The sequence below is a fragment of the Nocardioides ginkgobilobae genome, assembly GCF_054781275.1.
Genome location: NZ_BAAGUS010000002.1, coordinates 106406 through 132309, shown reverse-complemented (window position 1 = coordinate 132309; position 25904 = coordinate 106406). Strand labels below are relative to the sequence as shown.

The window sequence follows — 25904 nt, the reverse complement described above, 5'->3', positions numbered from 1 at the left end:
GACGCTGAGCCCATGAGCACCTTGGGGAGCCCTGTCGAAGGCGGCCACGGCGCGGGCGACGACGCCGTGCTGCCGGGCCCGGTCGCGGTCATCGCCGGCGGCCTGAGCCACGAGCGCGACGTCTCCCTGGCCAGCGGCCGCAACCTCGTGCGCGAGCTGCGCGCGGTGGGGGTCGAGGCCGCGGCGTACGACTTCGACCGCCAGCTGCTGCACCAGCTCGAGCAGGACAAGGTGGTGGCGGCCGTCCCGGCGCTGCACGGGCAGTTCGGTGAGGACGGTGAGATCCAGACCCTCCTGGACCTGATCGGGATGCCCTTCATCGGCTCCGACAGCCACGCCTGCCGGGTCGCCTTCGACAAGGGCACCGCCCGCGAGCTGCTGCGCCGCCAGGGCATCCCCGTCCCCGAGAGCGTCGGGCTCTCGGCCCAGACCTTCCGCGACATCGGTGCCAGCGCGCTGATGGAGCACGTGATGCACCGCCTCGGCGAGCGCGTGGTCGTGAAGCCGACCCGGTGCGGGAGCGCCCTCGGTGTCACCGGCGTCGACGGGATGGACGCCCTGCCCTCGGCGCTCGTGCGCTCCTACGCCTACTGCGAGGACGCGCTCATCGAGCGCTTCCACGACGGCATCGACGTCAGCGTCGTGTGCGTGGAGGACGAGCAGGGCGTGCGCGCGCTGACCCCGGTGTCGGTGCAGTACGAGAAGGGCCACGAGTTCGACTTCTCCGCCCGCTACACCGCCGAGTTCGTGGGCCTCGCGCGTCCGGACCTGCCGGAGGAGCTGATCGAGGACCTCGGCCGCACGGCCGTGCGGGCCCACCAGGTGCTCGGGCTCTCCGACGTGTCGCGCTCGGACTTCATCGTCTCCGCCGACGGCACGTACGTCGTGCTCGAGACCGCCATCACCCCGGGCACGACCGAGACCTCGGTGATGCCCTTCGCCTGCACCCTCTCGGGCACCTCGCTCGGCCAGGTCACCCTCGACCTGCTGCGGCGCACGCTGGGCTGAGGCCGTCGGGGCGCGCGGGCTGCGGTCGGCTCCAGCGGCCGTGCGTCAGCTTCATCGGCCGGCCGCTGGAACTCCCCCCGCGGCCTCAGCGCAGCCCGACCGGCCGCTCGAGCGCCAGCTGGATCAGCTCGTCGACCAGGTCGGTGTAGGACAGGCCGCTGGCCTCCCACATCTTGGAGTACATCGAGATGGGCGTGAACCCGGGCATGGTGTTGATCTCGTTGAGCAGCACCTCCCCGTCGGGGGTGACGAAGCAGTCCACGCGGCTCAGGCCCTCCGCGCCGATGGCCTCGAACGCGTCGACCGCGAGCTCGCGGACCCGGTCGGCCACGTCGTCGGGCAGGTCGGCGGGGGCATCGGTCCGGGCATGGGTGGCGGAGAGGTACTTCGACTCGAAGTCGTAGAAGCTCGCCTCGTCGTGGTCGACCACGATCTCGCCGGGCACCGAGGCACGCGGCGCGGCACCGTCGCGGCCGCCGAGCACCGCGCACTCGATCTCGCGGCCCTCGATCCCCTGCTCCACCAGGACCTTCGGGTCGTGGAAGCGGGCCTCCTCGATCGCGTCGGCCAGGCCGGAGACGTCGTCGACACGGGTGACACCGAGCGAGGAACCGGCGCGGGCGGGCTTCACGAAGACCGGGAACGCCAGCTCGCACGAGATCCGGTCGACCACCTCGGAGGCGCGCTGCTCCCAGTCGCGGGGCTTGACGACGACGTAGGGCCCGACCGGCAGGCCGTGCCCCGCGAAGACGAGCTTCATGTACGCCTTGTCCATGCCGACCGCGGAGGCGAGCACGCCGGCACCGACGTACGGCACACCCGCGAGCTCCAGCAGGCCCTGGATCGTGCCGTCCTCGCCGTACGGGCCGTGGAGGAGGGGGAAGACGACGTCGACGGGGCCGGCCTCCGCGAGCCCGGAGATCTCCGTGCCGCCCTCGGTGGTGACCTCCGGCAGCGCGCCGGAGGTGAGCTCGAACCGGGCCTCGCGCGAGGGCAGCACCCACTCGCCGTCACGCGTGATGCCGACCGGGAGCACGTCGTACTTCTCGCGGTCGATCGCCTTCATCACCCCGGCAGCGGTGGCCGCGGAGATGGAGTGCTCGCCGGAGCGGCCGCCGAAGACCAGGGCCACGCGGACCTTGCGACCGGGGCCGGACGTGGGGGGCGTGCTGGGGTCGGTCATGGGGCGCGAGGCTACTGGAGGGTCGCTGCGACCTCGTCGAGGCGCGCGCCGCGGGAGGCCTTGATGAGGACCACGTCACCCTCGGTGACGTGCTCGGCCAGCCAGGCCACGGCGGCGGCGTTGTCGGCGAGCAGCACCGACCGCTCGCCGGCTCCCTCGTGGATGCCGCGGGCGACCTCGCCGACGACCACCACCCGGTCCACGCCGAGCTCGGCGGCGCGGCGCCCGACGCCGCGGTGCTCGGCCTCGTGGGCGTCCCCGAGCTCGCGCATCTCCCCCAGCACCGCGATGGTCCGGGTCGAGGAGTCGTCGGCGGCGATCGACACCAGCGCCTCCAGGGCGGCGCCCACGGAGTCGGGGTTGGCGTTGTAGGAGTCGTTGAGGACGACGACGCCGCGCTCGAGCTCGCGCAGCTCCATCCGCCACTGCGACAGCGTCTCGACCTGCGACAGCGAGGTCGCGACGTCGGCCAGGTCGAGACCGGTGGCCAGGGCGGCGGCGGCCGCGGCGGCGGCGTTGAGCGCCTGGTGGGCGCCGACCAGCCTCAGGGTAACCTCGGCGCTGGCGTCGGCGGTGACGAGCCGGAAGGTCGGGCGGCCCAGCCGGTCGAGCGCGAGGTCCTCGACCCGGACGTCGGCACCGGGCACGTCGCCGAAGGACATCACCCGTGCGCTGGTGCGGGCGGCCATCGCCGCGACCCGGTGGTCCCCCGCGTTGAGCACCGCGGTGCCGTCGGCGGCCAGCGCCTCGACCAGCTCGCCCTTGGCCTCGGCGATCGCCTCGCGGGAGCCGAACTCCCCCAGGTGCGCCTGGCCCACGTTGAGCACCACCGAGACGTCGGGGCGCACCAGCGCGCAGAGCTCGGCGATGTGCCCGCGGCCCCGCGCGCCCATCTCCAGCACGAGGAACCGGGTCCCCGGCTCCACCCGCAGGGCCGTGAGCGGCATGCCGAGCTCGTTGTTGAACGATGCGCGGGTGGCGACGGTCGCCGCGGCCCCACCGAGCACGGCCGCGAGCAGGTCCTTGGTGGAGGTCTTGCCCTGGGAGCCGGTCAGGGCCAGCACGGTGAGGTCGCCCTCCGCGCGCACCCGCCCCACGACGTACGACGCCAGCAGCTGGAGCGCGGAGCGCACGTCCTCGACCACGACCGTGGGCAGGCCCGTGGGCCGGCTGCCCAGCACCGCCACCGCTCCCGCGGCCGCGGCCTGGTCGACGTGGTCGTGGCCGTCGACCCGCTCCCCCACGAACGCGGCGAAGAGGCTGCCGGCAGCCGCCTCCCGGCCGTCGACGACGACCGGGCCGTCGACGACGACGTCCCCCGCTCCGGGCTCCCCCTGCACGGTGCCACCGACCACCTCGGCGACCTGGGCCAGGCTCATCGCGATCACGCGTCCGACCCTAGGGCAGGGACCGGGAGGGGCTCGCACCTACTGTGTCGCCATGGCCGACGACCGCCCCGATGCCCGACCCCTGAGCCCCTCGACCGTGGCCGTGACGGCCGGACGCCCGCGGCACGAGGCGGACCAGCCGCTCAACCACCCGATCACGATGGCCTCGACGTTCGTGGGCGGCGGCGAGCGGGAGTACGGCCGCAGCGGGAACCCGACCTGGGAGGCCTTCGAGGACGTCCTCGGTCGGCTCGAGGGCGGCCGTGCGCTGGCCTTCTCCTCCGGGCTCGCCGCGGTCTCCACCGTCCTCGACCTGATGGGACAGGGCGCCCTCGTGGTGGCCCCGGACGCGGCGTACCAGGGCAGCCTGGCTCAGATCGCCGACCTCGAGCTGCGGGGCCGCCTGGTCTCGCGGCTGGTCGACATCGCCGACACCGACGCGGTGCTCGCCGCCCTCGACGAGGACGTCGCCCTCGTCTGGGTGGAGTCCCCCACCAACCCCAACCTCGACGTGGCCGACCTCGAGCGCATCTGCACCCGCGCCCACGAGGTCGGTGCCTACGTCGTGGTCGACAACACCTTCGCGACCCCGCTGCTCCAGCAGCCGATCACCGCGGGCGCCGACATCGTCGTGCACTCGGCCACGAAGTACCTCTCCGGGCACTCCGACGTGCTGCTCGGCGCGCTCGTCACCGCCGACGAGCAGCTCTACCCCGTGCTGCGGCAGCGCCGCGAGCTCCAGGGCTCGACCCCGGGCACCCTGGAGGCGTGGCTGGCGACGCGCGGCCTGCGTACCCTCCACCTGCGGGTCGAGCGCGCGCAGGCCAACGCGATGGAGCTGGCCCGCCGCCTGGACGAGCACCCGGCCGTGGCCAGGGTCCGCTACCCCGGCTTCGGCTGCATCGTCAGCATCGAGCTCGCCGCCGGTCCGCTCGCGGCCGACCTGCTTACCCGCAAGACCCGCCTGTGGGTCTTCGCTACCAGCCTCGGTGGCGTCGAGTCCACCCTGGAGCGCCGCCGCCGCTGGAAGGGCGAGTCCCAGCACGTCTCGGAGGCCCTGGTGCGGCTCTCGGTCGGGGTCGAGGACGTCGAGGACCTCTGGGCGGACCTGGGCGCCGCGCTGGACGGGCTCGTCGAGGTGGTCACCGATCGCGGGTAGCTCACGCGGTCTCGACACGCCCGACGCGGCTTCGTCCCTCAGCCGCGGGCTTGCTCGACCTTCGCTCGCCCACGCCGACTCCTCGTTCCTCGGAGTCGGCTGCTCGCTCAGTCCCGCTCGGACTTGGTGTCGCGGGCGAGGACGGCGTCCATCATCCCCTGGGCGGTGAGCCGGCCGGCGACGACGTCGTCGACGTACGTCGCGATCGGGGCGTCCACGCCGGACTCCTCGGCCAGCGCGCGCAGCGAGGAGCACGACTTCGCGCCCTCGGCGACCTGGCGGGTGCTGGCGTAGATCTCCTCGGTGGTCATGCCCTGGCCGAGCTTCTCGCCGAAGGTGCGGTTGCGCGAGAGCGGCGAGGAGCAGGTGGCCACGAGGTCGCCGAGACCCGCGAGACCCATGAGGGTGAGCGGGTCCGCGCCGAGCTTCATGGCCAGCCGCGCGGTCTCGGCCAGGCCGCGGGTGATGATGGAGGCGGTGGTGTTGTCGCCGAAGCCGAGCCCGACGGCCATGCCGACGGCCAGGCCCACGACGTTCTTGTAGGCGCCGCCCAGCTCGCAGCCGAGCACGTCGACGGAGGTGTAGGGACGGAACGCCGGGCTGTGGACCCGCTGCTGCAGCCGGGTGGCGACGTCTCCGTCGGCGCAGGCGACCACGGCGGCGGCCGGCTCCCGACGCGCGATCTCCTTGGCCAGGTTGGGTCCGCTGACCACGGCGATCCGCTCGGGGCCGGCGCCGGTCTCCTGCGCGATGACCTCGCTCATGCGGCACAGGGTCGAGAGCTCGACACCCTTCATGAGCGAGACCATGACCGCGTCGGGGGCGACGTGCGGCGCCCACTCGCGGAGGTTCTCGCGGAAGGACTGTGAGGGCGTGGCCCACACGACGACGTCGGCGCCGTCGAGGGCGGCCTCCACGTCGTGGGTGGCCGAGAGGTTGGGCGGCAGCTCGATGCCGGGGAGGTACTCGGAGTTCTCCCGGGTCGTGTTGATGGCCTCGGCGACCTCGTCACGACGGGCCCAGATGGTCACGTCGTTGCCGGCGTCGGCCAGGACGATCGAGAACGCCGTCCCCCACGACCCCGCGCCGAAGACCGCGACCTTCCCCCACTGCTCGCTCACGCGCTCTCCCTCCGGTTCCTCGTGCCCTGCTGTGCGTCCTGCTCCTGTGCGTCCTGCTCCTGTGCGTCCTGCTCCTGGGCGTCCTGCTCCTGGGCGTCCTTCTCCTCCTGCTCGAGCGCTCGCGTGCCCCGGCCGTACTTGCCGTAGAGGTCCCCGAGCACCCGCATGTCGTAGCGCTCCGCGGGGGCCCGTTCGCCGCGAACCTCCTCCAGCTGCGCCGTGATCGCGGCGAGGATGCGGTCGGCGGCCTCGTGCACGACGTCCGGGGTCAGCTCACGGGCGCGCAGGTCCTGCAGGTCCACCGGCTCCCCCACCGACATCGTGATGCGCGTGCGCGGCAGCAGGTGGAGCTTCTTGGAGTACGGCGGCAGCAGCCGCTGCGCACCCCACTGGCCCACGGGCAGGACCGGGCAGCCGGTCTCCAGCGCGATCCTCGCGGCGCCGCTCTTGCCGGTCATGGGCCAGCCGTCGGGATCGCGGGTGATCGAGCCCTCGGGGTAGACCACGACGCACTCGCCGCGGCGCACCGCCTCGACGGCAGCGGCGTACGCCACCGCGCCCTTGCCCTCGCGCTCGACCGGGATCTGGCCCCGGGCGTGCATGAACCGGCCGAGCAGGGCGTTGCTGAACAGGCCCGACTTCGCGAGGTAGCGCGGCAGCCGGCCGTGGTCGTAGACGATGTGCGCGGCCGTGAGCGGGTCCGCGTGGGAGATGTGGTTGAGCGCCAGGACGAAGCCGCCGGAGGCGGGGATCCGCTCCCCGTGGCGCCAGTCGCGGGTGGTGGTGGCGAGCAGCGTGGGCTTGATGATGCCCACCGCGACGGAGAAGGCCCACCCCCGTCGCTCCTGCAGCTTCCGCACGCTCACCCGCGCAGGTTACTCGTCCCGCGACCGACGTCACGTCAGGCGTGGGTCGGGTCGCGCGCCGCCCGTCGCGCACCAGTCGAGCGACGGGCACCAGCGGGTCGGGCCCGGACGGCCTGCGAGGATGGCGGCGATGTCCGAGCCCCTGTCCGCGGCAGCCTCCGGGACCGTGCCCGACCCGAGCACCGCGCCTCCGTCGTACGTCGTCGTGCTGCCGGTGAAGCCGCCGCACCGCGGCAAGTCCCGGCTGGTCGGGGTGCCCGACAAGGCCCGGGTCGACCTGGCCGCGGCCTTCGCGCTCGACACCGTGACGGCCTGCCTGGCCACTCCGCGTGTCGAGGCGGTGCTGGTGGCCACCGACGACGCGCGCTTCTCCTCCGCCCTCAGGGCGATCGGTGCGCCCTGCATCCCCGACGGCACCGGGGGCGACCTCAACGGCACCCTGCGCGAGACCGCGGCCGAGGCCCGGCGCCGCTGGCCGCACCTGCGGCCGGTGACCGTCTGCGCGGACGTCCCCTGCCTCCGGCCGGACGACCTCGAGGCGGCGCTGCTCGAGGTCGAGGAGCACGGCGGCGGACCGGCCTTCGTGGCCGACGCCGCGGGCTTCGGCACGAGCTGCTACCTCGCCCCGCACGAGCGCTTCGACCCCCGCTTCGGTGGCGCCTCGCGACAGGCACACCTCGACGCCGGGGCGGTCGAGCTCTCCGGCGTCCTGACGACGCTGCGCCGCGACGTCGACGACCTCGTGGACCTGCGGGCCGCGGCGGAGCTCGGTGTCGGGCCGCACACACGGCAGGTGCTGGACGCGCTCGCGCTCTTCTGACCTCGCACCGACCGGATCGAGCTGCACCCGCACCCGCTCCACCAACGCGACCGGGCCCGCCCGCACGAGGTGCGGACGGGCCCGGTCGCGTTGGTGGAGCGGGGCGCAGCAGGTGTCAGGAGCTGGAGGCTGCCTTCTTGGCCGGGGCCTTCTTGGCCGGAGCCTTCTTGGCCGGCGCCTTCTTGGCGGCGGCCTTGGCCGGTGCCTTCTTCGCAGGAGCCTTCTTGGCCGTGGTCGACTTCGAGGCCGTCGACTTCGTGGCGCTCGAGCTCGCCGCGGTGCTGGCCTTCTTGGCGGGTGCCTTCTTGGCCGGCGCCTTCTTGGCGGGAGCCTTCTTGGCAGCGGTCTTGGCCGGAGCAGCCTTCTTCGCCGGAGCAGCCTTCTTCGCGGGAGCAGCCTTCTTCGCGGGGGCGGCCTTCTTGGCGGGCGCCTTCTTGGCCGGGGCGGCCTTCTTCACCGCACCCGCGGCCTTGGCGGCCGGGGCTGCGGCAGCGCTGGCGGCCTTGGAGGCGTTGGCAGCAGCAACCTTCGGGAGCTTCTTCGCACCCGAGACGATGTTCTTGAGGTCCTGGCCGGGGGTGAACTTCGGGACGGCCGTCTTCTTGGCCTTCATCCGCTCACCGGTGCGCGGGTTGCGCACCCAGCGCGCGTCGCGCACGCGCTTCTCGAACGAGCCGAAGCCGGTGATGGCCACCTTCTCGCCCTTGGCCACCTCGCGGGTGATCGTGTCGAGGACGGACTCGAGCGCGTGTGCGGCTGCCTTCTTGTTCCCCTCGAAGCGCGTGGACAGCGCGTCGATGAGCTGGGTCTTGTTCACAGGATTTCCCTTCGTGCAAACCTGGAGAGCGCCGAGCACGCGCCCGACTTCCTTGCACGCTAGGGATTCGTGGCCCCGCTCACAATCACCAACGCCGCATCACTTCGGCATTTCCTCACAGCGTGAGGAGTGCGACCTCGTCAGAGGGTGACGGGCTTGAAGCTCGGACGGGTCGCCTCGAAGGCCGCGATGTCGTCCTCGTGGCCCAGCGTGATCCCGATGTCGTCGAGGCCGTTGAGCAGGCGGTAGCGCGTGTAGTCGTCGATCTGCAAGGGCGCGACCAGGTCGCCGCAGGTGACCGTGCGCGCCTCGAGGTCGACGGTGATCTGCGTGGTGGGGTCGGCCTCGACGGCGTCCCACAGCTGCTCGATGACGTCCTGCTCCACCGGCACCGACAGCAGCCCGGCCTTGCCGGAGTTGCCGCGGAAGATGTCGGCGAACCGGCTGGAGAGCACGACCTTGAAGCCGTAGTCCATCAGCGCCCACACGGCGTGCTCGCGCGAGGAGCCGGTGCCGAAGTCGGGGCCGGCCACGAGGATCGAGACCCCGGCGTACTCCGGCTTGTTGGCCACGAACTCCGGGTCGCCCCGCCACGCGGCGAAGAGCCCGTCCTCGAAGCCCGTGCGGGTCACGCGCTTGAGGTAGACCGCCGGGATGATCTGGTCGGTGTCGACGTTGCTGCGGCGCAGCGGCAGGGCCGTGCCGGTGTGGGAGGTGAACTTCTCCATGACGCGTGTTCCTCTCAGACCAGGTCGGCGGGCGAGGCGAGCGTGCCCTTGACGGCGGTGGCGGCGGCGACGGGGACCGAGACCAGGTGCGTGCGACCGCCCTTGCCTTGGCGCCCCTCGAAGTTGCGGTTCGACGTCGAGGCCGAGCGCTCCTGCGGGTCGAGCGTGTCGGGGTTCATGCCCAGGCACATCGAGCAGCCCGCGCCACGCCACTCGGCGCCGGCCTCGATGAAGACCTTGTCCAGCCCCTCCTCCATCGCCTGCAGGCGCACCCGCACGGAGCCGGGGACGACGAGCAGGCGCGTGCCCTCGGCGACCTTGTGGCCCTTGATGATCTCGGCGGCCAGGCGCAGGTCCTCGATCCGACCGTTGGTGCAGGAGCCGACGAAGACCGTGTCGACCTTGACCGAGCGCAGCGGCTGGCCGGCCTCGAGACCCATGTACTCCAGTGCCTTCTCGGCGGCGATGCGGTCCTGCTCGTCCTCGAAGTCCGAGGGGGTCGGGACGTTGGCGCCCAGCGGGGCACCCTGGCCCGGGTTGGTGCCCCAGGTGACGAAGGGCGTCACGTCGGCGGCGTCGATCACGATCTCCTTGTCGAAGGTCGCGTCGGCATCGGTGACGAGGGTCTTCCAGTGGGCCACGGCGGCGTCCCACTCGGCGCCCTTCGGCGCCTCGGGCTTGCCCTCGATGTAGTCGAAGGTCGTCTGGTCGGGCGCGATGAGCCCGGCCTTGGCGCCCCACTCGATCGACATGTTGCAGACCGTCATCCGGCTCTCCATCGAGAGCGCCTCGATGGCCTCGCCGCGGTACTCCACGATGTAGCCCTGGCCACCGCCGGTGCCGGTCTGGGTGATGAGGTAGAGGATCAGGTCCTTGGCGGTCACGCCCTCGGACAGCGTGCCGTTGACGGTCACCGCCATGGTCTTGGGCTTGGCCTGCATCAGCGTCTGCGTGGCGAGGACGTGCTCGACCTCGGAGGTGCCGATGCCGAACGCGATCGCGCCGAAGGCGCCGTGGGTGGAGGTGTGGCTGTCGCCGCACACGATCGTCATGCCGGGCTGGGTCAGGCCCAGCTGCGGGCCGACGACGTGGACGATGCCCTGGTCGAGGTCGCCGAGCGGGTGCAGGCGCACGCCGAACTCGGCGGCGTTCTTGCGCAGCGTCTCGACCTGCGTGCGGGAGACGGGGTCGGCGATCGGCTTGTCCCAGTCGACCGTGGGGACGTTGTGGTCCTCGGTGGCCAGCGTCAGGTCGGGGCGGCGGACCCGGCGGCCGGCGAGCCGCAGGCCGTCGAAGGCCTGCGGGGAGGTGACCTCGTGGATGAGGTGGAGGTCGATGTAGAGGAGGTCCGGCTCCCCGGGTGTGGACCGGACGACGTGCTCGTCCCAGACCTTCTCGGAAAGGGTCCTGCCCATGACGCACTCCTTCGTGACGACCTCTGACTTCATGGAGGAGCGTACGCCGCCGATCCCATGTCGTGAGACGCGGATCCCGACATGCGAGACGGCGGGGTCGGGCCGGGTGGACCGCGAAACCTCGGACCACCGCTCGGTGAGGCACACGTCACACCGCGTCACGCTTTCCTTGTCATCCCATGATCCGAGACTGCAGTATTGCCATATGGACACCAGTGGAGTCGGAGTGCTCGACAAGGCCGCCATCGTGCTCACCGCGCTGGAGTCGGGCCCCGCGACCTTGGCCGGGCTCGTCAGCGCGACCGGCCTGGCCCGCCCCACGGCCCACCGGCTCGCCGTCGCCCTGGAGCACCACCGTCTCGTGGCCCGCGACATGCAGGGCCGCTTCGTCCTCGGGCCGCGGCTGGCCGAGCTGTCCGCAGCCGCCGGCGAGGACCGCCTCCTCGCCACCGCCGGCCCCGTCCTGGCCCGCCTGCGCGACATCACCGGCGAGTCGGCGCAGCTGTGGCGCCGACAGGGCGACCACCGTGTCTGCGTGGCCGCGGCCGAGCGTCCCTCCGGCCTGCGCGACACCATCCCCGTCGGCACCCAGCTGACCATGCGCGCAGGCTCGGCCGCCCAGGTGCTGCTGGCGTGGGAGGACCCCGAGCGCATGCACCGCGGCCTGCAGAACGCCGCCTTCTCCGCTGCCGCCCTCTCCGGCATCCGCCGCCGCGGCTGGGCCCAGTCCGTCGGTGAGCGCGAGCAGGGCGTGGCCTCGGTGTCCGCCCCCGTCCGCTCCCCCAGCGGCAAGATCATCGCCGCGGTCTCCGTCTCCGGCCCGCTCGAGCGGCTCTCCCGCCAGCCCGGACGCATGCACGCACCCGCCGTCATGGCCGCCGCCGAGCGGCTGTCGGAGTCGCTGCGACGGGCAGCAGCGGAGGGTCAGCCGGCGTAGCCCGGCCTCGGCGGGCAGGTCACCCGGTCTCGACACGCCCCGCCACGGCCCAGCGGGCCGGGCCGTGGTCGCTGCTGGACCGCTCGACCGCCCACGACCGCGCCCGCTGGCGCGTGCGTGGTCACCACAGGGCGTCGGTGCGCTCCAGGTCCAGCAGCACCTGCTTGCGCTGCAGCCCCCCGGCGTACCCCGTGAGCGTGCCGTCCGCGCCGATCACGCGGTGGCACGGGATGACGATCGGGATCGGGTTGCGGCCGTTGGCCAGCCCGACGGCGCGCGAGGCGGCGTTGGTCATGCCGAGACGGTGCGCGATCGCGCCGTACGTCGCGGTCTCGCCGTAGCCGATCGTGCGCAGCTGGGTCCACACCCGCTGCTGGAAGTCGCTGCCCTCGGGGGCGAGCGGCAGGTCGAAGTCGGTGAGGTCGCCGGCGAAGTACGCCGCCAGCTGGCGGGCGGCCTCGACCAGGACCGGGTGGTCGTCCTGGCGGACGCCGCGGGGGCGGCCGTCACCGTCGCGGTGCGGCTCGAACTCGATCGCGGTCAGCGACCCGCCCCGCTCGACGAGTCGCAGGCTGCCCACGGGGCTGTCGGTCTCGGTCCACATGGTCAGTCCTCCGGGACGGCTGGGGTCGGGTCGGGCTCGGCGGGCGAGGGGGCGGGTGCGCCCGCAGGGGTGGGCGGCATGAGCGTCTGCCACAGGTGGAGCAGGGCGTAGGAGCACCACGGGCGCCAGGCATCGGCGCGAGCGACCTCGGCGGCCGGGGCGCGGCCCAGACGGGTCAGGGCGATCCGCACGCCGACGTCGGTGGGCAGGAAGACGTCGGGGTGGGCGAGCGCACGCATCGCGACGTAGTCGGCGGTCCAGGGCCCGATGCCGCGCAGGGCCAGCATCCGCTCGCGGACCGCGTCGCGCTCGGGGCCGCGGTCCAGCGACACCTCTCCCCCGGCCAGGGCCGCCGCGAGCCTCACCAGTGCGCGGCCCCGCGCCCGGGGCATCGGGAGGGTCTCGGGATCGACCGCGGCCAGCACGTCGGTGCGGGGGAACAGGTGCGTGAGGCCGGGTACGCCGGTGTCGACCCGGACCCCGTGGGCCGCGACGATGCGACCGGTGACGGTGCGGGCGCCGGTCACCGAGACCTGCTGACCGATCACGGTGCGGATCGCGGTCTCCTCGCCGTCGACCTGTCCCGGCACCCGCAGGCCCGGGTGGCGGGCCACGAGCGGGCCGAGCACCGGGTCGGGGCCGAGGTGCTCGGCGACGGCCAGCGGGTCGCAGTCGGCGTCGAGCAACCGACGGGTCCGCTCCACCGCGGCGGTGGTGTCGCGCAGGTCGGTGAGGGTGAAGGTGGCCAGGACCTGGGTGGTCCCGCCGACCGGGTGCGGGTCGTGCTCCCACGGGTCGGGCGGGTCGGCCAGCGCCAGGTGCAGCACACCCGGTCCGTGCGGCAGGTCGAGGGTGCGGGCGTACCACCCGGGGCCGGCGGTCTCCACGCCCGGGACCAGGTGGTAGGCCAGGAAGTCCAGCAGCGCCGAGGCGGCGAACGGGGTGCGGACCGGCAGCCGCAGGGTGAGGGTCCCCTCGGGTCCCGGGCTGCGGCCGCCACCCTGCCCGGGTGCGCCCCGCGACGTGCGGTGCCGCAGCTCGGTGGGGCTGGCGTCGTACACCTCGCGGACGGTGTCGTTGAACTGCCGGACGCTGGAGAACCCGGCCGCGAACGCGATGTCGGCGAAGCCGAGGTCGGTGGTCTCGATGAGCACCCGGGCGGTCTGGGCCCGGCGTGCGCGGGCCAGGGCGAGGGGTCCGGCGCCGAGCTCGGCGACCAGGACCCGGCCGAGGTGGCGGGGGGTGTACCCGACGCGGCGGGCCAGCCCCTCGACACCTTCGCGGTCCACGACCCCGTCGGCGATCAGCCGCACGGCGCGTCCGGCCACCCCCGCGCGCAGGTCCCACTCGGGGCTGCCGGGCGTGGCATCGGGCAGGCAGCGCTTGCAGGCGCGGTAGCCCGCGGCCTGGGCGGAGGCGGCGGTCGGGTGGAAGGTGACGTTGCCGGCGGCGGGTGTGCGGGCGGGGCACGAGGGTCGGCAGTAGATGCCGGTCGTGCGGACGGCGGTCCAGAAGACCCCGTCGAAGCGGCGGTCCCGGGAGCGGACCGCTGCGTAGCAGGGCCCCGGGTCCAGCCGCGTCGTGGCGATCGGCACGGAGGCCTGCGCACCGGCGGCTGCGGAGGTGGTCACGGGTCCATCATGGCGGTCGCGGCCAGCCGGGTCGCGCGGGAATCGGACACGGCGGTCCGCGGCTCCCGCCTCTCCCCGGGGCCACCCTCCCGACGTCGTACGCCGAGGGGCGGGCGCTGCCCGACCCACCGTCTTCCGCCAGGGTGCGGACGCGCGGGCCTTCCGGGGTGGAGGATGCGGCTGTGCCCGACCACCTCCGCACCGACCGGACCCACCGCCGCACCGTCGTGCGCGTGGTCCTGGTGACCCAGCTCGTCCTCGCCGTGCTGACGGCCGGGGGCGTGACGCTGGCCTACCGCGAGCTCGACGGGGGCATCCGGTCCGAGGACGTCACGCGCATGCTGACCGACCGCCCGGCGAAGGAGGACGTCGAGGGGCCGATGGAGCCGCTCAACATCCTCGTCATGGGCACCGACGACCGCTCCTGCGAGGGCTGCGCCATCGACGGCGAGGCCGGCGGCGGCGGGTCGGACACCACCCTGCTCCTGCACGTCTCGGCCGACCGCAAGGAGGCCTACGGCATCTCGCTGCCCCGCGACGCGCTCGTGACGCGACCCGACTGCATCGGCGAGGACGGGGAGACGATCCCCGGCGGCGAGCTGCAGATGTTCAACACCGCCTTCGCGCTGGGTGGTCCGGCCTGCACGATCCAGACGATGGAGCAGCTGACCGGGGTGCTCATCGACCACTACGTCACCGTCGACTTCAACGGCTTCGTCGACATGGTCGACGCCGTCGGCGGCGTGGAGGTCTGCATCCCCAAGGATGTCAACGACCCCGTCCGCAACATCTTCTTCGAGGCCGGCACCCAGACCCTCGAGGGCCGCCAGGCGCTCAACTACGTGCGCGAGCGCTACGTGCTCTCGGCCAACTCCGACATCGGGCGGATGAAGCGCCAGCAGGCCTTCATCGCCTCGATGGTCAACAAGGTCGTCTCCGCCGGGACGCTCACGCGTCCCGACCGCGTCTACCGGTTCCTCTCCGCCGCCACCCGCTCGATCACGGTCGACGAGGAGCTCGGCTCGATCCCCGACCTCGTGGACCTGGCCCTGCAGTTCCGCAGCACCGGCCTGGGTGACATCGAGTTCGTCACCGTGCCCAACGAGGCCTACGAGCCCGACCCCAACCGCCTGGTCTGGTCCGACAAGGCCGCCAAGCTGTGGAAGCGCGTGGCCAAGGACAAGGGGCTGCCCCGCAAGCTCGACCGCGGCTCGATCAGCGCCAAGGACCCGGTCGGTACGTCGTCGGCCGACCCGACCCCCACCGACACCGCCTCCCCCACGACCGACCCCGAGCAGGCCGCCGAGGAGCAGGAGGAGGCCGCCGAGGCGCTGGCCAACGGCCTCTGCGCCTGACTCCTCCCCGCCGAGCCGGCGCATGGCTCCGGGACAACCGGCCGGCTCGACCCCCGACCAACACCGAGCCGGCGCATCCTTCCGGAAGGATGCGCCGGCTCGGCGATGTGGAGGTGGGGCCCCGGAGTGGCCGGGCCGGACGCACCGGCCACCCCGGGGAGTCGGGGGTGGGCCCGCTCAGGTGCGGGGCGCGCTCAGGGGAGCGGGAGGTCCGGCAGGCCCGGGATACCGGGGAGACCGGGGATCAGCCCGCCGTCGTCGCCACCGTCGGGGTTGTCCGAGGGCACCGCCTCGCCGTCGCGCGTGAAGGTGCCGCCGTCGTTGTAGACGTCGGCGCCCTCGGGGGCGGTGTTGCCCCGGATCGTGACGTCGGTGACGGTGAGGGTGCCGGTGGCGGAGTTCCACAGACCGCCGCCCTGGGCGGCGGCGTCGTTGCCGCGCACCGTGCCGCCGTCGTACGTCACCTGGGCCTCGGCCGTGAGGTGCAGACCACCGCCGTTGCCGGGGGCGTCGCCGGTGCGGTTGCGCAGCATGTCGACGTCGACGAGGGTCAGGGTGCCGAGGTTGGTCTCGATGGCGCCACCCGCGCGGGTGGCGGTGTTCTCGGTGAACACCGAGTCACGGACGGTGACGGTGCCCTGGTCGTTGAGCAGGCCACCGCCGGAACCGGCGGCGCCGGGGGCCTTGTTGCCGGTGGCGCTCACACCGCGCACGGTCATCCGGCCACCGTCGTTGAACAGCGCGCCGCCGCCGTTGGTGGCCTCCGCGCCCGAACCGACGTTGCGGTTCAGCACGGTGTCGGTCACGGTCATCTCGCCCGTGGCGGAGTTCCAGAGCCCGCCACCCTCGGCCGACGCGCGGTTGCCGATGACCCGGCTGTCCTCGACGCGGACGGTGCCGGCGCCGGTGAGGTGCAGGCCGCCACCGTTGCCGGGCGCGGCGCCGGTGCGGTTGCCCTTGAGCAGGGTGTCGTCCACGCGGGTGCTGCCCTCGTTGGCCTCGATCCCGCCACCGGCGCGCTCGGCGCGGTTCCCCCGGATCCGCGAGCCGACGACGACCAGCGTGCCGCGGTCGTTCATGATCGCGCCGCCGCTGGCGCCCTCGCCCTCGGCCCGGTTGCCGACCAGGCGCGCGTCCACGACCCGCACGGTCGCCTCGGTGCCGCGGATGGCGCCACCGGACTCCCCCTCGGGTGCGCGGCCGCCGCGGAGCGTGACGTCCTCGACCCGCAGCGTGGTGCCGGGACGCACGTCGAGGATCCGGTCGCGCGAGGTGGCGCGCAGGGTGTGGCCGTTGCCGTCGAGCACGAGGTCGTCGCTGACGACCAGCTGACGACGCAGGTCGATGCTGTCGCCCAGGCGGATCACGTCCTGGCCGTCGGCGCGGTTGGCGCGGGCCACGGCGGAGCGCAGCTCGGCCTCGGTGTCCACGGTCGTGGTGGCCGCGGTGGCCGGGGAGACGGCCGCCAGCGAGAGGAGGCCGGGGCCGACCAGCACGGTGGCCAGGGCGGCCAGGGAGGTACGTCGCAGGGAGGTCATGCGCGTGGTTCGTAGCCGCTCCTCATCCGGTCGGGTGGGAGGGCTGGCGGGCGACGCGTCGGCCGTGCCGCGACGGGCACGGTGCGGTCCCGGGAAGACGCAGCAGAGCCCGGTCCTGGTGGACCGGGCTCTGCTGTTCAGTGAGTACCCCGTACGGGATTCGAACCCGTGCTTCCGGCGTGAGAGGCCAGCGTCCTGGGCCGCTAGACGAACGGGGCATGTGTCTTCACTTGTTGGCCGGAACGGCGTCTCCACCGCTCCGAGCGACCTCCGGAACTCTAGCCTCAGGGCTTCGTCCCGGCCAAATCGGACCCTCTCTCGCGAGGTGGTCGACCCGGTGGTCACTTGCTGGGGTACTAGGACTCGAACCTAGAACAACTGAACCAGAATCAGCCGTGTTGCCAATTACACCATACCCCAAGGGGGTACCTCCGCAGCCGCTTCCGCGGCCCGAGGACCGAGCAGGAACCTTACACGCGGGGGTCCGGGCCGACCAATTCGGGAGGGGGGCCGTACGGCGGTCCCGGCGGACCCTGCCAGCCCTGGCCCGGGCCGGGAGGCGGTCCCTGCGGCGGCCGGTGCGGGCCGAGCGGGAGCGGGTGCCCGAGGACGGCGATCCCTCGACGTCGAGCGACCCACAGCACCACGCCGAGGTAGACCAGGCTCTGGGTGAGCGTGACCGGCAGGCTCCACCAGCTGCCGCCGGAGGGGTCCAGAGCCGAGGCCATGTCGCCGAAGGCCAGCGTCAGGCCGAAGGCGAGCAGGTTGTTGAGGACGTGCATGGCGATGGCGGCCTCGAGCCCCCCGGTCGCCACGACCAGGAAGCCCGCCACCAGGCCGAAGGCGAGGCGGTCGACGAAGACCGGCGGGTCCTGGGCCCCGTGGGCCAGGGCGAAGAGCACCGCCGGCACGACCACGACCACGATGCGGGAGGCGAGGACGGTGCCCACCGCCTGGGCGAGGTAGCCGCGGAAGGCGTACTCCTCCCCCGCCGCCTGCAGGGGGGTCAGCACGAGCACGACCAGCAGGAAGTCGCGGGTGGTGCTCGTCCACTCGTTGAGGCCGCCGCCGAGCTCGGCGCCGGCCTCCGCGGGCACGAGCGCGGACACGACCAGCGTCGCCACGAGCGCGACGACCGACAGTCCCAGGCAGGTGAGCAGCCAGCCCCACCGCAGCCGGCGCACCACCGAGGAGGCCCAGCCGGGATGCAGGCCGTGGACCAGCCAGACCGTCAGCAGCACCGCGGGGATGGCCGAGGCCCAGCCGATGTTGACCAGCGCCAGGAAGGAGGGGGTGATCTCCGACTGGCCGGAGAGCCGGTCCAGGGCGTCGTCCATGGACAGACCGCCGAGCACCAGCCCCGCGGCGAGCACCACGGCGGCGACGGTCTGGGCGACGAGGAAGATGACGCCGACCATCACGACGCCCAGCAGCGCCCACCACCGCGAGGGGCGGCCGGCGGTGAGCAGCAGGTGGAACGGCAGGCCGGGCGGCGTACCGGGACCGGTGGGGCCGGCCGGACCGACCGGTGCCTGCTCGTGCCGAGGGGTGCTCACGACGACCTCAGAGGGCGGAGTCCAGCCGCGCCAGCGAGCGCTCGCGGCCCAGCAGCTCCATCGACTCGAACAGCGGCGGGCTCACCCGGCGCCCGGTGATCGCGACCCGTACCGGACCGAACGCGACGCGGGGCTTGAGGCCCAGCTCCTCGACCAGCGTGGTCTGCAGGGCCTCCTGGATGGCGGCGGTCGACCAGGTGCCGAGCGCGGCGACGGCATCGTGCGCCGCCTGCACCACACGACGACCCTCCTCGTCGAGCAGCTTCTCGACGTCGGCCTCGTCGCGGGTGAACTCCTCCTCGGGCACGAAGAGGAAGCCCAGCATCTGCGGGACCTCGGCGAGCTTGTTGACCCGCTCGGCCACCAGCGGCATCGCGAGCTCGAGCAGCTGGGCGTCGGCGTCGCGCACCGGGTCGCCGACCACGCCGGCGGCCTTGAGGAACGGCAGCGCCCGGTGCTGGATCTCCTCGACCGGGAGCCGGCGCATGTGGGCGGTGTTGATCGCCTCGGCCTTCTTCAGGTCGAAGCGCGCCGGGTTGGCGTTGACGTCCTTGATGTCGAAGGCCTCGACCATCTCCTCGAGGTCGAAGACGTCACGGTCGGCGGCGATCGACCAGCCCAGCAGCGCGACGTAGTTGAGCAGGCCCTCGGGGAGGAAGCCCTGGTCGCGGTAGGCCAGCGCGTGCGCCTGCGGGTCGCGCTTGGACAGCTTCTTGTTGCCCTCGCCCATGACGTAGGGCAGGTGGCCGTAGAGCGGGGTGACCTCGGCGACGCCGATCTCCTTCATCGCGTCGAACAGCGCGATCTGGCGTGGCGTGGAGGAGAGCAGGTCCTCCCCGCGCAGCACGTGGGTGATCCTCATGGTGGCGTCGTCGACCGGCGCGGTGAGGGTGTAGAGCGGGTCGCCGTTGGCGCGGCACAGTGCGAAGTCCGGGACGAACTCGGTCTCGAAGGTGACCTCGCCGCGGACCAGGTCATTCCAGGAGATCGAGCCCTCCGGCATCCGGAACCGGACCAGCGGCTCGCGCCCCTCGGCCCGGAACGCCTCGACCTGCTCGGAGGTCAGGTCGCGGCAGAAGCCGTCGTACCCCATGACCTTGGAGCCGGAGGCCTTGCGGCGCGCCTCGACCTCGTCGTTGCGGCAGTAGCAGTCGTAGGTGTACGACGAGGCGCGCAGCCGCTCGAGCACGTCGCGGTAGAGGTCGCTGCGCTCGGACTGGCGGTAGGGACCGTACGGCCCGCCGACCTCGACCCCCTCGTCCCAGTCCAGGCCCAGCCAGCGGAAGAGCTCGAGGATCGAGGTGTAGGACTCCTCGGTGGAGCGCTCCTTGTCGGTGTCCTCCACCCGCAGGACGAAGGTGCCGCCCTGGCCGCTGAGCTGGGCGTGCTTGGCGAAGGCGTAGTTGAACAGCGCCGTGCGGACCAGGCCGACGTGCGGCGAGCCGGTCGGGCTCGGGGCCATCCGCACGCGGACGGGCGTGCTGGGGGTGCTCACTTCATCGCTCCTTGATGGTGTTGGTCAGCGCGCCGAGGCCGTCGATGGCGACCTCGACCTCGTCGCCGACCTGCATGGGGCCCACGCCCGCGGGGGTGCCGGTGAGGATCACGTCGCCGGGCAGCAGGGTCATGACGCTGCTGACGTGGGCGATGAGGCTGGGGATGTCGAAGACCATGTCGGCGGTCGAGCCGTCCTGGACGACGTCGCCGTTGAGGAAGGTGCGCAGGCGGACGCCGTCGGCGAAGGCCTGCGGGTCCAGGTCGGTCTCGATCCAGGGGCCGAGCGGGCAGAAGGAGTCGAAGCCCTTCGCCCGGGTCCACTGGTCGTCGCTGCGCTGGAGGTCGCGGGCGGTGACGTCGTTGCCGATGGTGTAGCCGTGGATGACGTCGGTGGCCTTCTCGGCCGGGACGTCGCGGCAGATCCGCCCGATGACCACGGCCAGCTCGCCCTCGTAGTGCAGGTCGCTGGTCTGCGGCGGGTAGAAGACCGGGTCGCCCGGGCCGACGACGGAGGTGTTGGGCTTGAGGAAGAACAGCGGCTCGGCGGGCACGTCGTTGCCGAGCTCCTTGGCGTGGTCGGCGTAGTTGCGACCGATCCCGACCACCTTGCTGCGCGGCAGCACCGGCGCCAGCAGCCGGACGTCCTCCAACCGGTGCTGCTGCTCGAGGAGCTTGAGCCCGACGTACATCGGGTCCCCGGCCAGCGCGACGACCACGGCGTCCTCGCCGAGCTGGCCGTGCTCGTCGAGGTCGCCGGTCACGACGCCGTACTGGGGGTCCTCCCCCGTGGTGAATCTCGCGATGCGCACCCCACGACCCTATCGACCTAGCATTTCCGGCCATGGACGAGGAGGTGCGGCACCGCGCGCGGTTGGCGCCGTACGTCGAACCGCACCTCGCCCGGCGCCGGGTCGGGGTGAAGCACCCGGTCCACGACTTCCTGTTCCAGTACTACTCCTTCCGGCCGGCGCAGCTCATGACGTGGCGCCCGCCCGGGCCGCTGGAGGACGCGCAGCGGCCGCTGGCCGAGGCGACATTGCGGCTGCTCTCCGCGACGGCCGGCCGCGAGGCGAACTTCGGCTGCTTCGGGCTGCACGAGTGGGCGATGGTGCACCGCACGCCGGAGACCCGGCACCCGCAGCCGCTGCGGCTGGGCGCCTCCGGGACCGACGCGGTCGTCGAGGGCCACCGGATCGGGTGCAGCCACTGGGACGCGTTCCGGTTCTTCACGCCGACCGCGGTGCCGCTGAACACCCTGCAACCCGGCCCGCGGGACCGGGCGGACTTCGAGAACCCGGCGTGCCTGCACGGGAACATGGACCTCTACAAGCACGCCTACCGGCTGGTGGCGGTGATCGGCTCGGACCTGGTGGCGGACGCGTTCGAGCTGGCGTGGGAGGTGCGGATCGTGGACATGCGCGCCGCGCCGTACGACATGAGCGGCTGCACGCTCGACCCGCACGGCACCCCCTGGACGCCGATCCCCATCGAGACGGCCGAGGGCAAGCGGGAGTACGCCGACCTGCAGCGCGGCTTCGCGGAGCGGGCCGCCCCGGTCCGGGCTGCGCTGGTCGACCGCCTGCGAGAAGTGCTCGGCTGATCGGCTCAGGTGCCGGACCGTCGCGCCGAATGGCATGACATGGACCACACGCTGCGATTCGATGCCGTGGGCCACCGCGACGAGTGGGCGGTGCGCCTCGACGGACAGCTGCTCGGGCACGTCGTGCGCGACCCCGAGGCCGTCACCGAGGTCTGGACCTGGTGGCGCGACGGCGGGGGCGTCCCGTGGCAGCACGAGTCCTCGCGCGAGATGGCGATCTACCGCCTGCTGGTGGGCGTCGGCCTCGACTACGCCACCGCCCGGTACCTGGTGCGCCAGGGCACCGCGCTCGTCGCCGCCTGACCCACCGGGCCCTCAGCCGATGAGGGTGCCGTGCTCCACGCAGGTGGCCGACCAGCCGCGGGGGTGCACCTGCACCTTCATCCGCCGCGCGCACTCCACGCAGAAGCGCGGCGGCTCCATGGCGAGCATCTGCTCGCAGCGGGGGTGCGGCTGCTCCGTGGCGACGGGCTGGCCGCAGTGGCCGCAGGTGTCCACTAGAGGGTCTTGGCCAGCTCGCGGATCGGCATCTTCAGCTCGCTGAGGAGCTCGAGGTCCGCGTCGGGCTCGCGACCCAGGGTCGTGAGGTAGTTGCCGACGATGACCGCGTTGATGCCGCCGAGCAGGCCCTCGCGGGTGCCGAGGTCGCCCAGGGTCAGCTCGCGCCCGCCGGCGTACCGCAGGATCGTGCGCGGCATCGCGAGCCGGAACGCGGCGATGGTGCGCAGGGCGTCCTGCGAGTCCATGAGCGGCAGGTCGCCGAACGGCGTGCCCGGGCGCGGGTTGAGGAAGTTGAGCGGGACCTCGTGCGGATCGAGCTCGGCGAGCTGCGAGGCGAGCTCGGCGCGCTGCTCAAGGCTCTCGCCCATGCCGACCAGGCCGCCGCAGCACAGCTCCATGCCGGCGTCGCGGACCATCTGGCAGGTCTCCCACCGCTCCTCGTAGGAGTGCGTGGTCACGACGCTCGGGAAGTAGGACTTCGCGGCCTCGAGGTTGTGGTTGTAGCGGTGCACGCCGATCGCGGCGAGCTCGTCGACCTGCTCCTGGGTGAGCATGCCCAGCGAGCAGGCGACGTTGATGTCGACCGCCTCGTGGATGGCCTTCACGCCGTCGCGGACCTGGGTCATGAGGCGCTCGTCGGGGCCGCGGACGGCGGCGACGATGCAGAACTCGGTCGCGCCGGTGGCGGCGGTCTCCTTGGCGGCCTGCACCAGCTGCGGGATGTCGAGCCAGACCGAGCGGACCGGCGAGGTGAACTGGCCGGACTGGCTGCAGAAGTGGCAGTCCTCGGGGCAGCCGCCGGTCTTGAGGCTGATGATGCCCTCGACCTCGACCTCGGGGCCGCAGTGCTTCATCCGCACGTCGTGCGCCAGCTCGAGCAGCGCCGGAACGTGCTCGTCGTCGAGCCGCAGCACCTCGACGAGGTCCTCGTAGGACAGGCCCACGCCGCCCTCCAGGACCTGGGTGCGGGCGCGGGTGAGGATGTCGGGCTCAGTCACGGCGCTGAGGGTAGTACGGGCCGCTCCGGATCCTGAACGGTGTTCAGTCCGTGGCCCCGGCGCGTCGTAGGCTCCGCTCGCGATGACCCCCCGCCTCGACCCCACCGACGCCGACGCGCTGCTCGCCTTCGACCGCGCGCACGTCTGGCACCCCTACACCTCGATGACCGACCCCACCCCGGTGCGGCTGGTCGAGTCGGCGTCCGGCGTGCGGCTGCACCTCGCGGACGGGCGCTCGGTGGTCGACGCGATGGCCTCGTGGTGGTCGGCGGTGCACGGGTACGCCGTGCCGGAGCTCGACGCCGCGCTCCTCGCGCAGTCGGGCCGGATGTCGCACGTCATGTTCGGCGGGCTGACCCACGCGCCGGCGGTGCAGCTGGCCGAGAAGCTCGTGTCCCTGGCCCCCGCCGGGTTGGAGCACGTCTTCCTCGCCGACTCGGGCTCGGTCTCGGTCGAGGTCGCGCTCAAGATGGCGCTCCAGGCCCAGCGGGGTCGCGGGCGGCCCGAGCGCTCGCGGATGCTGACGGTGCGCGGTGGGTACCACGGGGACACGGCCGGCTGCATGGCCGTGTGCGACCCCGAGGGCGGGATGCACTCGATGTTCGCGGGTGTGCTGCCGCAGCAGGTCTTCGCCCCGCGCCCGCCCGGTGTCGCCGCGTCGCCGTCGGAGGTCGACGCGTGGGCCTCCGTCGTGCGCCGGCTGGCTGGGGAGCACGCGCACGAGCTCGCCGGCATCGTGGTGGAGCCGCTGCTGCAGGGCGCTGGGGGGATGTGGACCTACCCCGCCGCGTGCCTGCGGGTGCTGCGCGAGGTGGCCGACGAGCACGACCTGGTGCTGGTGCTCGACGAGGTCGCGACCGGCCTCGGTCGCACCGGCACGATGTTCGCCTGCGACGCGGCCGGCGTGGTGCCGGACGTGCTGTGCCTGGGCAAGGCGTTGACCGGGGGGTACCTCACCCTGGCCGCGGTCCTCTGCTCCTCGCGGGTCGCCGCCGACCTGTCCGCGTCGGAGTCCGGGGTGCTCATGCACGGACCGACCTTCATGGGGAACCCGCTGGCCTGCGCGGTGGCGCTGGCGTCGCTGGAGCTGCTGGAGTCGCGGGGGTGGGCCGAGGACGTCGCGAGGGTGGGCGACGGCCTGCGTGCCGGTCTCGAGCCGCTGCGCTCGGCCCCCGGAGTCGTCGACGTGCGCACGCTCGGCGCGGTGGGTGCGGTGCAGCTCGACCACCCGGTCGACGTGGTGCGTGCGACGTCGGCGGCTCTCGAGGTCGGTGTGTGGATCCGGCCGTTCCGCGACCTGGTCTACGTGATGCCGCCCTACGTGACGACCCCCGACGACGTGTCGCTGATCTGCTCCGCCGTCGCCGAAGCCGTGGCCGTCGCATGAGCTGGTCGGACTGGCTCTCCGCCGAGGCGGCGTCCCGCGAGGCCGCGGGGCTGACCCGCTGGCTGGTCTCCCGACCGGCGGCGGACGACGTGGTGGACCTCGCGGGCAACGACTACCTCGGCCTGGCCCGGGACCCGCGGGTGCGCGAGGCCGCGGCGGCCGCCGCGCTGACCTGGGGCGGCGGGGCGGGTGCCTCCCGGCTGGTGACCGGCACCCTCGACCTGCACGTCGAGCTGGAGCACGCCCTGGCGTCCTGGACGGGCCACGAGGCGTGCCTGGTCCTCTCGACCGGGTACGCCGCCAACCTGGCCGTGGTCACGGGCCTGGTCGGCCGCGACTGCCACGTCGTCTCCGACGCGCACGTGCACGCCTCCCTGGTGGACGCGGCCCGGCTCTCTCGCGCGCGCCTCACGATCGTGCCGCACAACGACGTGGCGGCCGTGCGGGCGGCCCTGGCGACCTCGGCCCCCGGCGAGCGGACGCTGGTGCTGGCCGAGTCGATCTACTCGGTGCTCGGTGACGAGGGCCCGCTCGTCGAACTGGCCGAGGCGTGCGGGGAGGCCGGGGCGCTGCTCGTGGTGGACGAGGCGCACGGGCTCGGCGTCCACGACGCGGGGGTCGTGTCGCGGCTCGGGCTCGCGGGGCTCCCCCACGTGCTGGTGACCGCGACCCTGTCCAAGGCCTGCGGCTCGCAGGGCGGTGCCGTCCTCGGCCCGGCGACCGTGGTCGAGCACCTGGTCAACCGCGCCCGGGCCTTCATCTTCGACACCGCGCTGGCTCCGGCCGCGGCGGGCGCAGCCCTGTGCGCACTGGGAATCATGCGCTCCGACCCCTCGCTGGGTCGGCTCGTCCGGACCCGTGTGCTCGACCTGGCCGCCGCGCTCGGTGTCGAGCCGCCGGACGGTGCGGTGCTGTCGGTGCCGATGCCCTCGCCCCAGGTCGCGGTCGCGGCGCGCGACCTAGCACTGGCGGCCGGGGTGCGGGTCGGGTGCTTCCGGCCGCCGTCGGTGCCGGACGGGATCAGCCGGTTGCGGGTCACGGTCTCGGCCGGCGTACCCCCCGAGGAGTGGGAGCGCGCGGTGAAGGTGCTCGTGGACGTCGTGGAGGAGCACCGATGAGTCGCGTGGTCGTGGTGACCGGGACGTCGACCGGGGTCGGCAAGACGATCGTGACCTCGGCGCTGGCGGCGGTCGCGGCCGCACGGGGCGAGCAGCTCGTGGTCGTGAAGCCGGTGCAGACCGGCGTCGCCGACGGCGACTGCGACGCCGAGACCGTGCACCGGCTGACCGGCTGCGCGGTGCAGGAGCACACGGCGCTGGACGAGCCGCTGGCCCCGGAGACCGCAGCCCTGCGGGCGGGGGTCGCCATCCCGTCGGTCGAGGAGCACGCCGACCGGATCAAGGTGCACACCGAGTTCCACGACACCGTCGTGGTCGAGGGCGCCGGCGGCCTGCTGGTGCGGCTCGACACCGACGGCGGGACCCTGCTGGACCTGGCGAGCTGGCTGCACGAGCGGGGAGTGACCGTCGAGGTCGTCCTCGTCTGCGCTGCCGGGCTGGGCACGCTCAACCACGCCGAGCTGACCGTGGGCGCGCTGCGGGCGCGGGGACTCGAGCCGCGCGGCCTCGTCATCGGCTCGTGGCCGGCCTCCCCGGACCTGGCCGAGTCCTGCAACCGCGACGACCTGCCGCGCGTGACCGGCGTCCCCCTGCTGGGAGTCGTCCCGGAGGGCGCGGGCGCGCTGTCGCGCGAGGAGTTCACGGCCTCGGCCGCGGAGTGGCTGCCGGGCTGGTGA

General features: G+C 73.3%; 25 protein-coding genes and 2 tRNA genes. 10 read left to right on the top strand and 17 right to left on the bottom strand.

Going from position 1 to position 25904, the window contains the following annotated elements; genetic code table 11:
* Window positions 1–12: 12 nt before the first annotated feature.
* A complete protein-coding gene (locus ACYVID_RS02900) occupies window positions 13–1008 on the top strand; it encodes a D-alanine--D-alanine ligase family protein (RefSeq protein WP_460734237.1) in 996 nt (331 codons plus the stop codon).
* 85 nt (window positions 1009–1093) lie between these two features.
* Here the strand turns inward: ACYVID_RS02900 and ACYVID_RS02895 are convergent, their stop codons facing one another.
* The gene (locus ACYVID_RS02895) at window positions 1094–2191 is read right to left on the bottom strand and encodes a D-alanine--D-alanine ligase family protein (RefSeq protein ID WP_460734235.1); all 1098 of its coding nucleotides are present in this window, start codon (window positions 2189–2191) and stop codon (window positions 1094–1096) included.
* 11 nt (window positions 2192–2202) lie between these two features.
* Window positions 2203–3570, bottom strand: a complete 1368-nt coding sequence (locus ACYVID_RS02890; RefSeq protein ID WP_460734633.1) for a UDP-N-acetylmuramoyl-tripeptide--D-alanyl-D-alanine ligase — start codon at window positions 3568–3570, stop codon at window positions 2203–2205.
* 61 nt (window positions 3571–3631) lie between these two features.
* On the opposite strand from ACYVID_RS02890, the gene ACYVID_RS02885 reads away from it, so the two are divergent.
* Window positions 3632–4738 (top strand): trans-sulfuration enzyme family protein, encoded by a 1107-nt coding sequence (locus ACYVID_RS02885; RefSeq protein WP_460734233.1) that lies wholly within the window; start codon window positions 3632–3634, stop codon window positions 4736–4738.
* Window positions 4739–4845: 107 nt separating this feature from the next.
* On the opposite strand, the gene ACYVID_RS02880 is transcribed toward ACYVID_RS02885, so the two are convergent.
* Together ACYVID_RS02880 and ACYVID_RS02875 are read right to left on the bottom strand one after the other, a co-directional pair.
* The gene (locus tag ACYVID_RS02880) at window positions 4846–5859 is read right to left on the bottom strand and encodes an NAD(P)H-dependent glycerol-3-phosphate dehydrogenase (protein ID WP_460734231.1); all 1014 of its coding nucleotides are present in this window, start codon (window positions 5857–5859) and stop codon (window positions 4846–4848) included.
* The gene (locus tag ACYVID_RS02875) at window positions 5856–6725 is read right to left on the bottom strand and encodes a lysophospholipid acyltransferase family protein (RefSeq protein ID WP_460734229.1); all 870 of its coding nucleotides are present in this window, start codon (window positions 6723–6725) and stop codon (window positions 5856–5858) included. Before ACYVID_RS02875 ends, ACYVID_RS02880 begins: the two co-directional genes overlap by 4 nt.
* Before the next feature lie 130 nt (window positions 6726–6855).
* On the opposite strand from ACYVID_RS02875, the gene cofC reads away from it, so the two are divergent.
* Window positions 6856–7545 carry a 2-phospho-L-lactate guanylyltransferase gene (gene cofC / locus ACYVID_RS02870; RefSeq protein ID WP_460734227.1) on the top strand — a complete coding sequence of 230 codons (690 nt, stop codon included), beginning with the start codon at window positions 6856–6858 and terminating at the stop codon, window positions 7543–7545.
* 115 nt (window positions 7546–7660) lie between these two features.
* Here cofC and ACYVID_RS02865 read toward each other — a convergent pair whose 3' ends face one another.
* The 3 genes from ACYVID_RS02865 to leuC form a co-directional block, all read right to left on the bottom strand.
* On the bottom strand, window positions 7661–8362 hold the full coding sequence (locus tag ACYVID_RS02865) for an HU family DNA-binding protein (RefSeq protein ID WP_460734225.1): 702 nt from the start codon (window positions 8360–8362) through the stop codon (window positions 7661–7663).
* A gap of 140 nt (window positions 8363–8502) precedes the next feature.
* The gene (leuD, locus tag ACYVID_RS02860) at window positions 8503–9090 is read right to left on the bottom strand and encodes a 3-isopropylmalate dehydratase small subunit (RefSeq protein ID WP_460734223.1); all 588 of its coding nucleotides are present in this window, start codon (window positions 9088–9090) and stop codon (window positions 8503–8505) included.
* Between the two features lie 14 nt (window positions 9091–9104).
* Window positions 9105–10505, bottom strand: coding sequence for a 3-isopropylmalate dehydratase large subunit (leuC, locus tag ACYVID_RS02855; protein ID WP_460734221.1), 1401 nt, complete (start codon window positions 10503–10505; stop codon window positions 9105–9107).
* A gap of 205 nt (window positions 10506–10710) precedes the next feature.
* Here leuC and ACYVID_RS02850 point away from each other — a divergent pair, with 205 nt between their 5' ends.
* Window positions 10711–11442, top strand: a complete 732-nt coding sequence (locus tag ACYVID_RS02850) for an IclR family transcriptional regulator (RefSeq protein WP_300644071.1) — start codon at window positions 10711–10713, stop codon at window positions 11440–11442.
* A 121-nt stretch (window positions 11443–11563) separates the two neighbouring features.
* Here the strand turns inward: ACYVID_RS02850 and ACYVID_RS02845 are convergent, their stop codons facing one another.
* Together ACYVID_RS02845 and ACYVID_RS02840 are read right to left on the bottom strand one after the other, a co-directional pair.
* Complete coding sequence (locus tag ACYVID_RS02845) at window positions 11564–12046, bottom strand: methylated-DNA--[protein]-cysteine S-methyltransferase (RefSeq protein ID WP_460734219.1); 483 nt, start codon at window positions 12044–12046, stop codon at window positions 11564–11566.
* A gap of 2 nt (window positions 12047–12048) precedes the next feature.
* On the bottom strand, window positions 12049–13677 hold the full coding sequence (locus ACYVID_RS02840; protein WP_460734217.1) for an AlkA N-terminal domain-containing protein: 1629 nt from the start codon (window positions 13675–13677) through the stop codon (window positions 12049–12051).
* 182 nt (window positions 13678–13859) lie between these two features.
* On the opposite strand from ACYVID_RS02840, the gene ACYVID_RS02835 reads away from it, so the two are divergent.
* Window positions 13860–15032 carry an LCP family protein gene (locus ACYVID_RS02835; RefSeq protein ID WP_460734215.1) on the top strand — a complete coding sequence of 391 codons (1173 nt, stop codon included), beginning with the start codon at window positions 13860–13862 and terminating at the stop codon, window positions 15030–15032.
* A 194-nt stretch (window positions 15033–15226) separates the two neighbouring features.
* On the opposite strand, the gene ACYVID_RS02830 is transcribed toward ACYVID_RS02835, so the two are convergent.
* From ACYVID_RS02830 to ACYVID_RS02805, 6 genes are all read right to left on the bottom strand, one after another.
* On the bottom strand, window positions 15227–16570 hold the full coding sequence (locus tag ACYVID_RS02830) for a right-handed parallel beta-helix repeat-containing protein (RefSeq protein WP_460734213.1): 1344 nt from the start codon (window positions 16568–16570) through the stop codon (window positions 15227–15229).
* 145 nt (window positions 16571–16715) lie between these two features.
* Window positions 16716–16788, bottom strand: a tRNA-Glu gene (locus ACYVID_RS02825).
* 130 nt (window positions 16789–16918) lie between these two features.
* Window positions 16919–16990: transfer RNA gene (locus tag ACYVID_RS02820), tRNA-Gln, on the bottom strand.
* A gap of 50 nt (window positions 16991–17040) precedes the next feature.
* Window positions 17041–18126, bottom strand: a complete 1086-nt coding sequence (locus ACYVID_RS02815) for a lysostaphin resistance A-like protein (RefSeq protein WP_460734211.1) — start codon at window positions 18124–18126, stop codon at window positions 17041–17043.
* 7 nt (window positions 18127–18133) lie between these two features.
* Window positions 18134–19621, bottom strand: coding sequence for a glutamate--tRNA ligase (gltX, locus tag ACYVID_RS02810; protein ID WP_460734209.1), 1488 nt, complete (start codon window positions 19619–19621; stop codon window positions 18134–18136).
* Window position 19622: 1 nt separating this feature from the next.
* Window positions 19623–20432, bottom strand: a complete 810-nt coding sequence (locus tag ACYVID_RS02805) for a fumarylacetoacetate hydrolase family protein (protein ID WP_300640498.1) — start codon at window positions 20430–20432, stop codon at window positions 19623–19625.
* 32 nt (window positions 20433–20464) lie between these two features.
* Here ACYVID_RS02805 and ACYVID_RS02800 point away from each other — a divergent pair, with 32 nt between their 5' ends.
* Window positions 20465–21223: a 3-methyladenine DNA glycosylase gene (locus ACYVID_RS02800; RefSeq protein WP_460734207.1), complete on the top strand. Its 759-nt coding sequence runs from the start codon at window positions 20465–20467 to the stop codon at window positions 21221–21223.
* A gap of 39 nt (window positions 21224–21262) precedes the next feature.
* Window positions 21263–21526, top strand: coding sequence for a hypothetical protein (locus ACYVID_RS02795; RefSeq protein ID WP_460734205.1), 264 nt, complete (start codon window positions 21263–21265; stop codon window positions 21524–21526).
* A 12-nt stretch (window positions 21527–21538) separates the two neighbouring features.
* Here ACYVID_RS02795 and bsaP read toward each other — a convergent pair whose 3' ends face one another.
* Both bsaP and bioB read right to left on the bottom strand, forming a co-directional pair.
* Window positions 21539–21721 carry a biotin synthase auxiliary protein BsaP gene (bsaP, locus tag ACYVID_RS02790; protein WP_460734203.1) on the bottom strand — a complete coding sequence of 61 codons (183 nt, stop codon included), beginning with the start codon at window positions 21719–21721 and terminating at the stop codon, window positions 21539–21541.
* The gene (bioB, locus tag ACYVID_RS02785) at window positions 21721–22722 is read right to left on the bottom strand and encodes a biotin synthase BioB (protein ID WP_460734201.1); all 1002 of its coding nucleotides are present in this window, start codon (window positions 22720–22722) and stop codon (window positions 21721–21723) included. Before bioB ends, bsaP begins: the two co-directional genes overlap by 1 nt.
* Window positions 22723–22804: 82 nt before the next feature.
* On the opposite strand from bioB, the gene ACYVID_RS02780 reads away from it, so the two are divergent.
* From ACYVID_RS02780 to bioD, 3 genes are read left to right on the top strand one after another with little or no spacing between them, the layout of a single operon-like run.
* Window positions 22805–24109 carry an adenosylmethionine--8-amino-7-oxononanoate transaminase gene (locus ACYVID_RS02780; RefSeq protein WP_460734199.1) on the top strand — a complete coding sequence of 435 codons (1305 nt, stop codon included), beginning with the start codon at window positions 22805–22807 and terminating at the stop codon, window positions 24107–24109.
* On the top strand, window positions 24106–25227 hold the full coding sequence (locus ACYVID_RS02775) for an 8-amino-7-oxononanoate synthase (protein WP_460734198.1): 1122 nt from the start codon (window positions 24106–24108) through the stop codon (window positions 25225–25227). The genes ACYVID_RS02780 and ACYVID_RS02775 overlap by 4 nt, the downstream gene beginning before the upstream one ends.
* Window positions 25224–25904, top strand: a complete 681-nt coding sequence (bioD, locus tag ACYVID_RS02770) for a dethiobiotin synthase (RefSeq protein ID WP_460734196.1) — start codon at window positions 25224–25226, stop codon at window positions 25902–25904. Before ACYVID_RS02775 ends, bioD begins: the two co-directional genes overlap by 4 nt.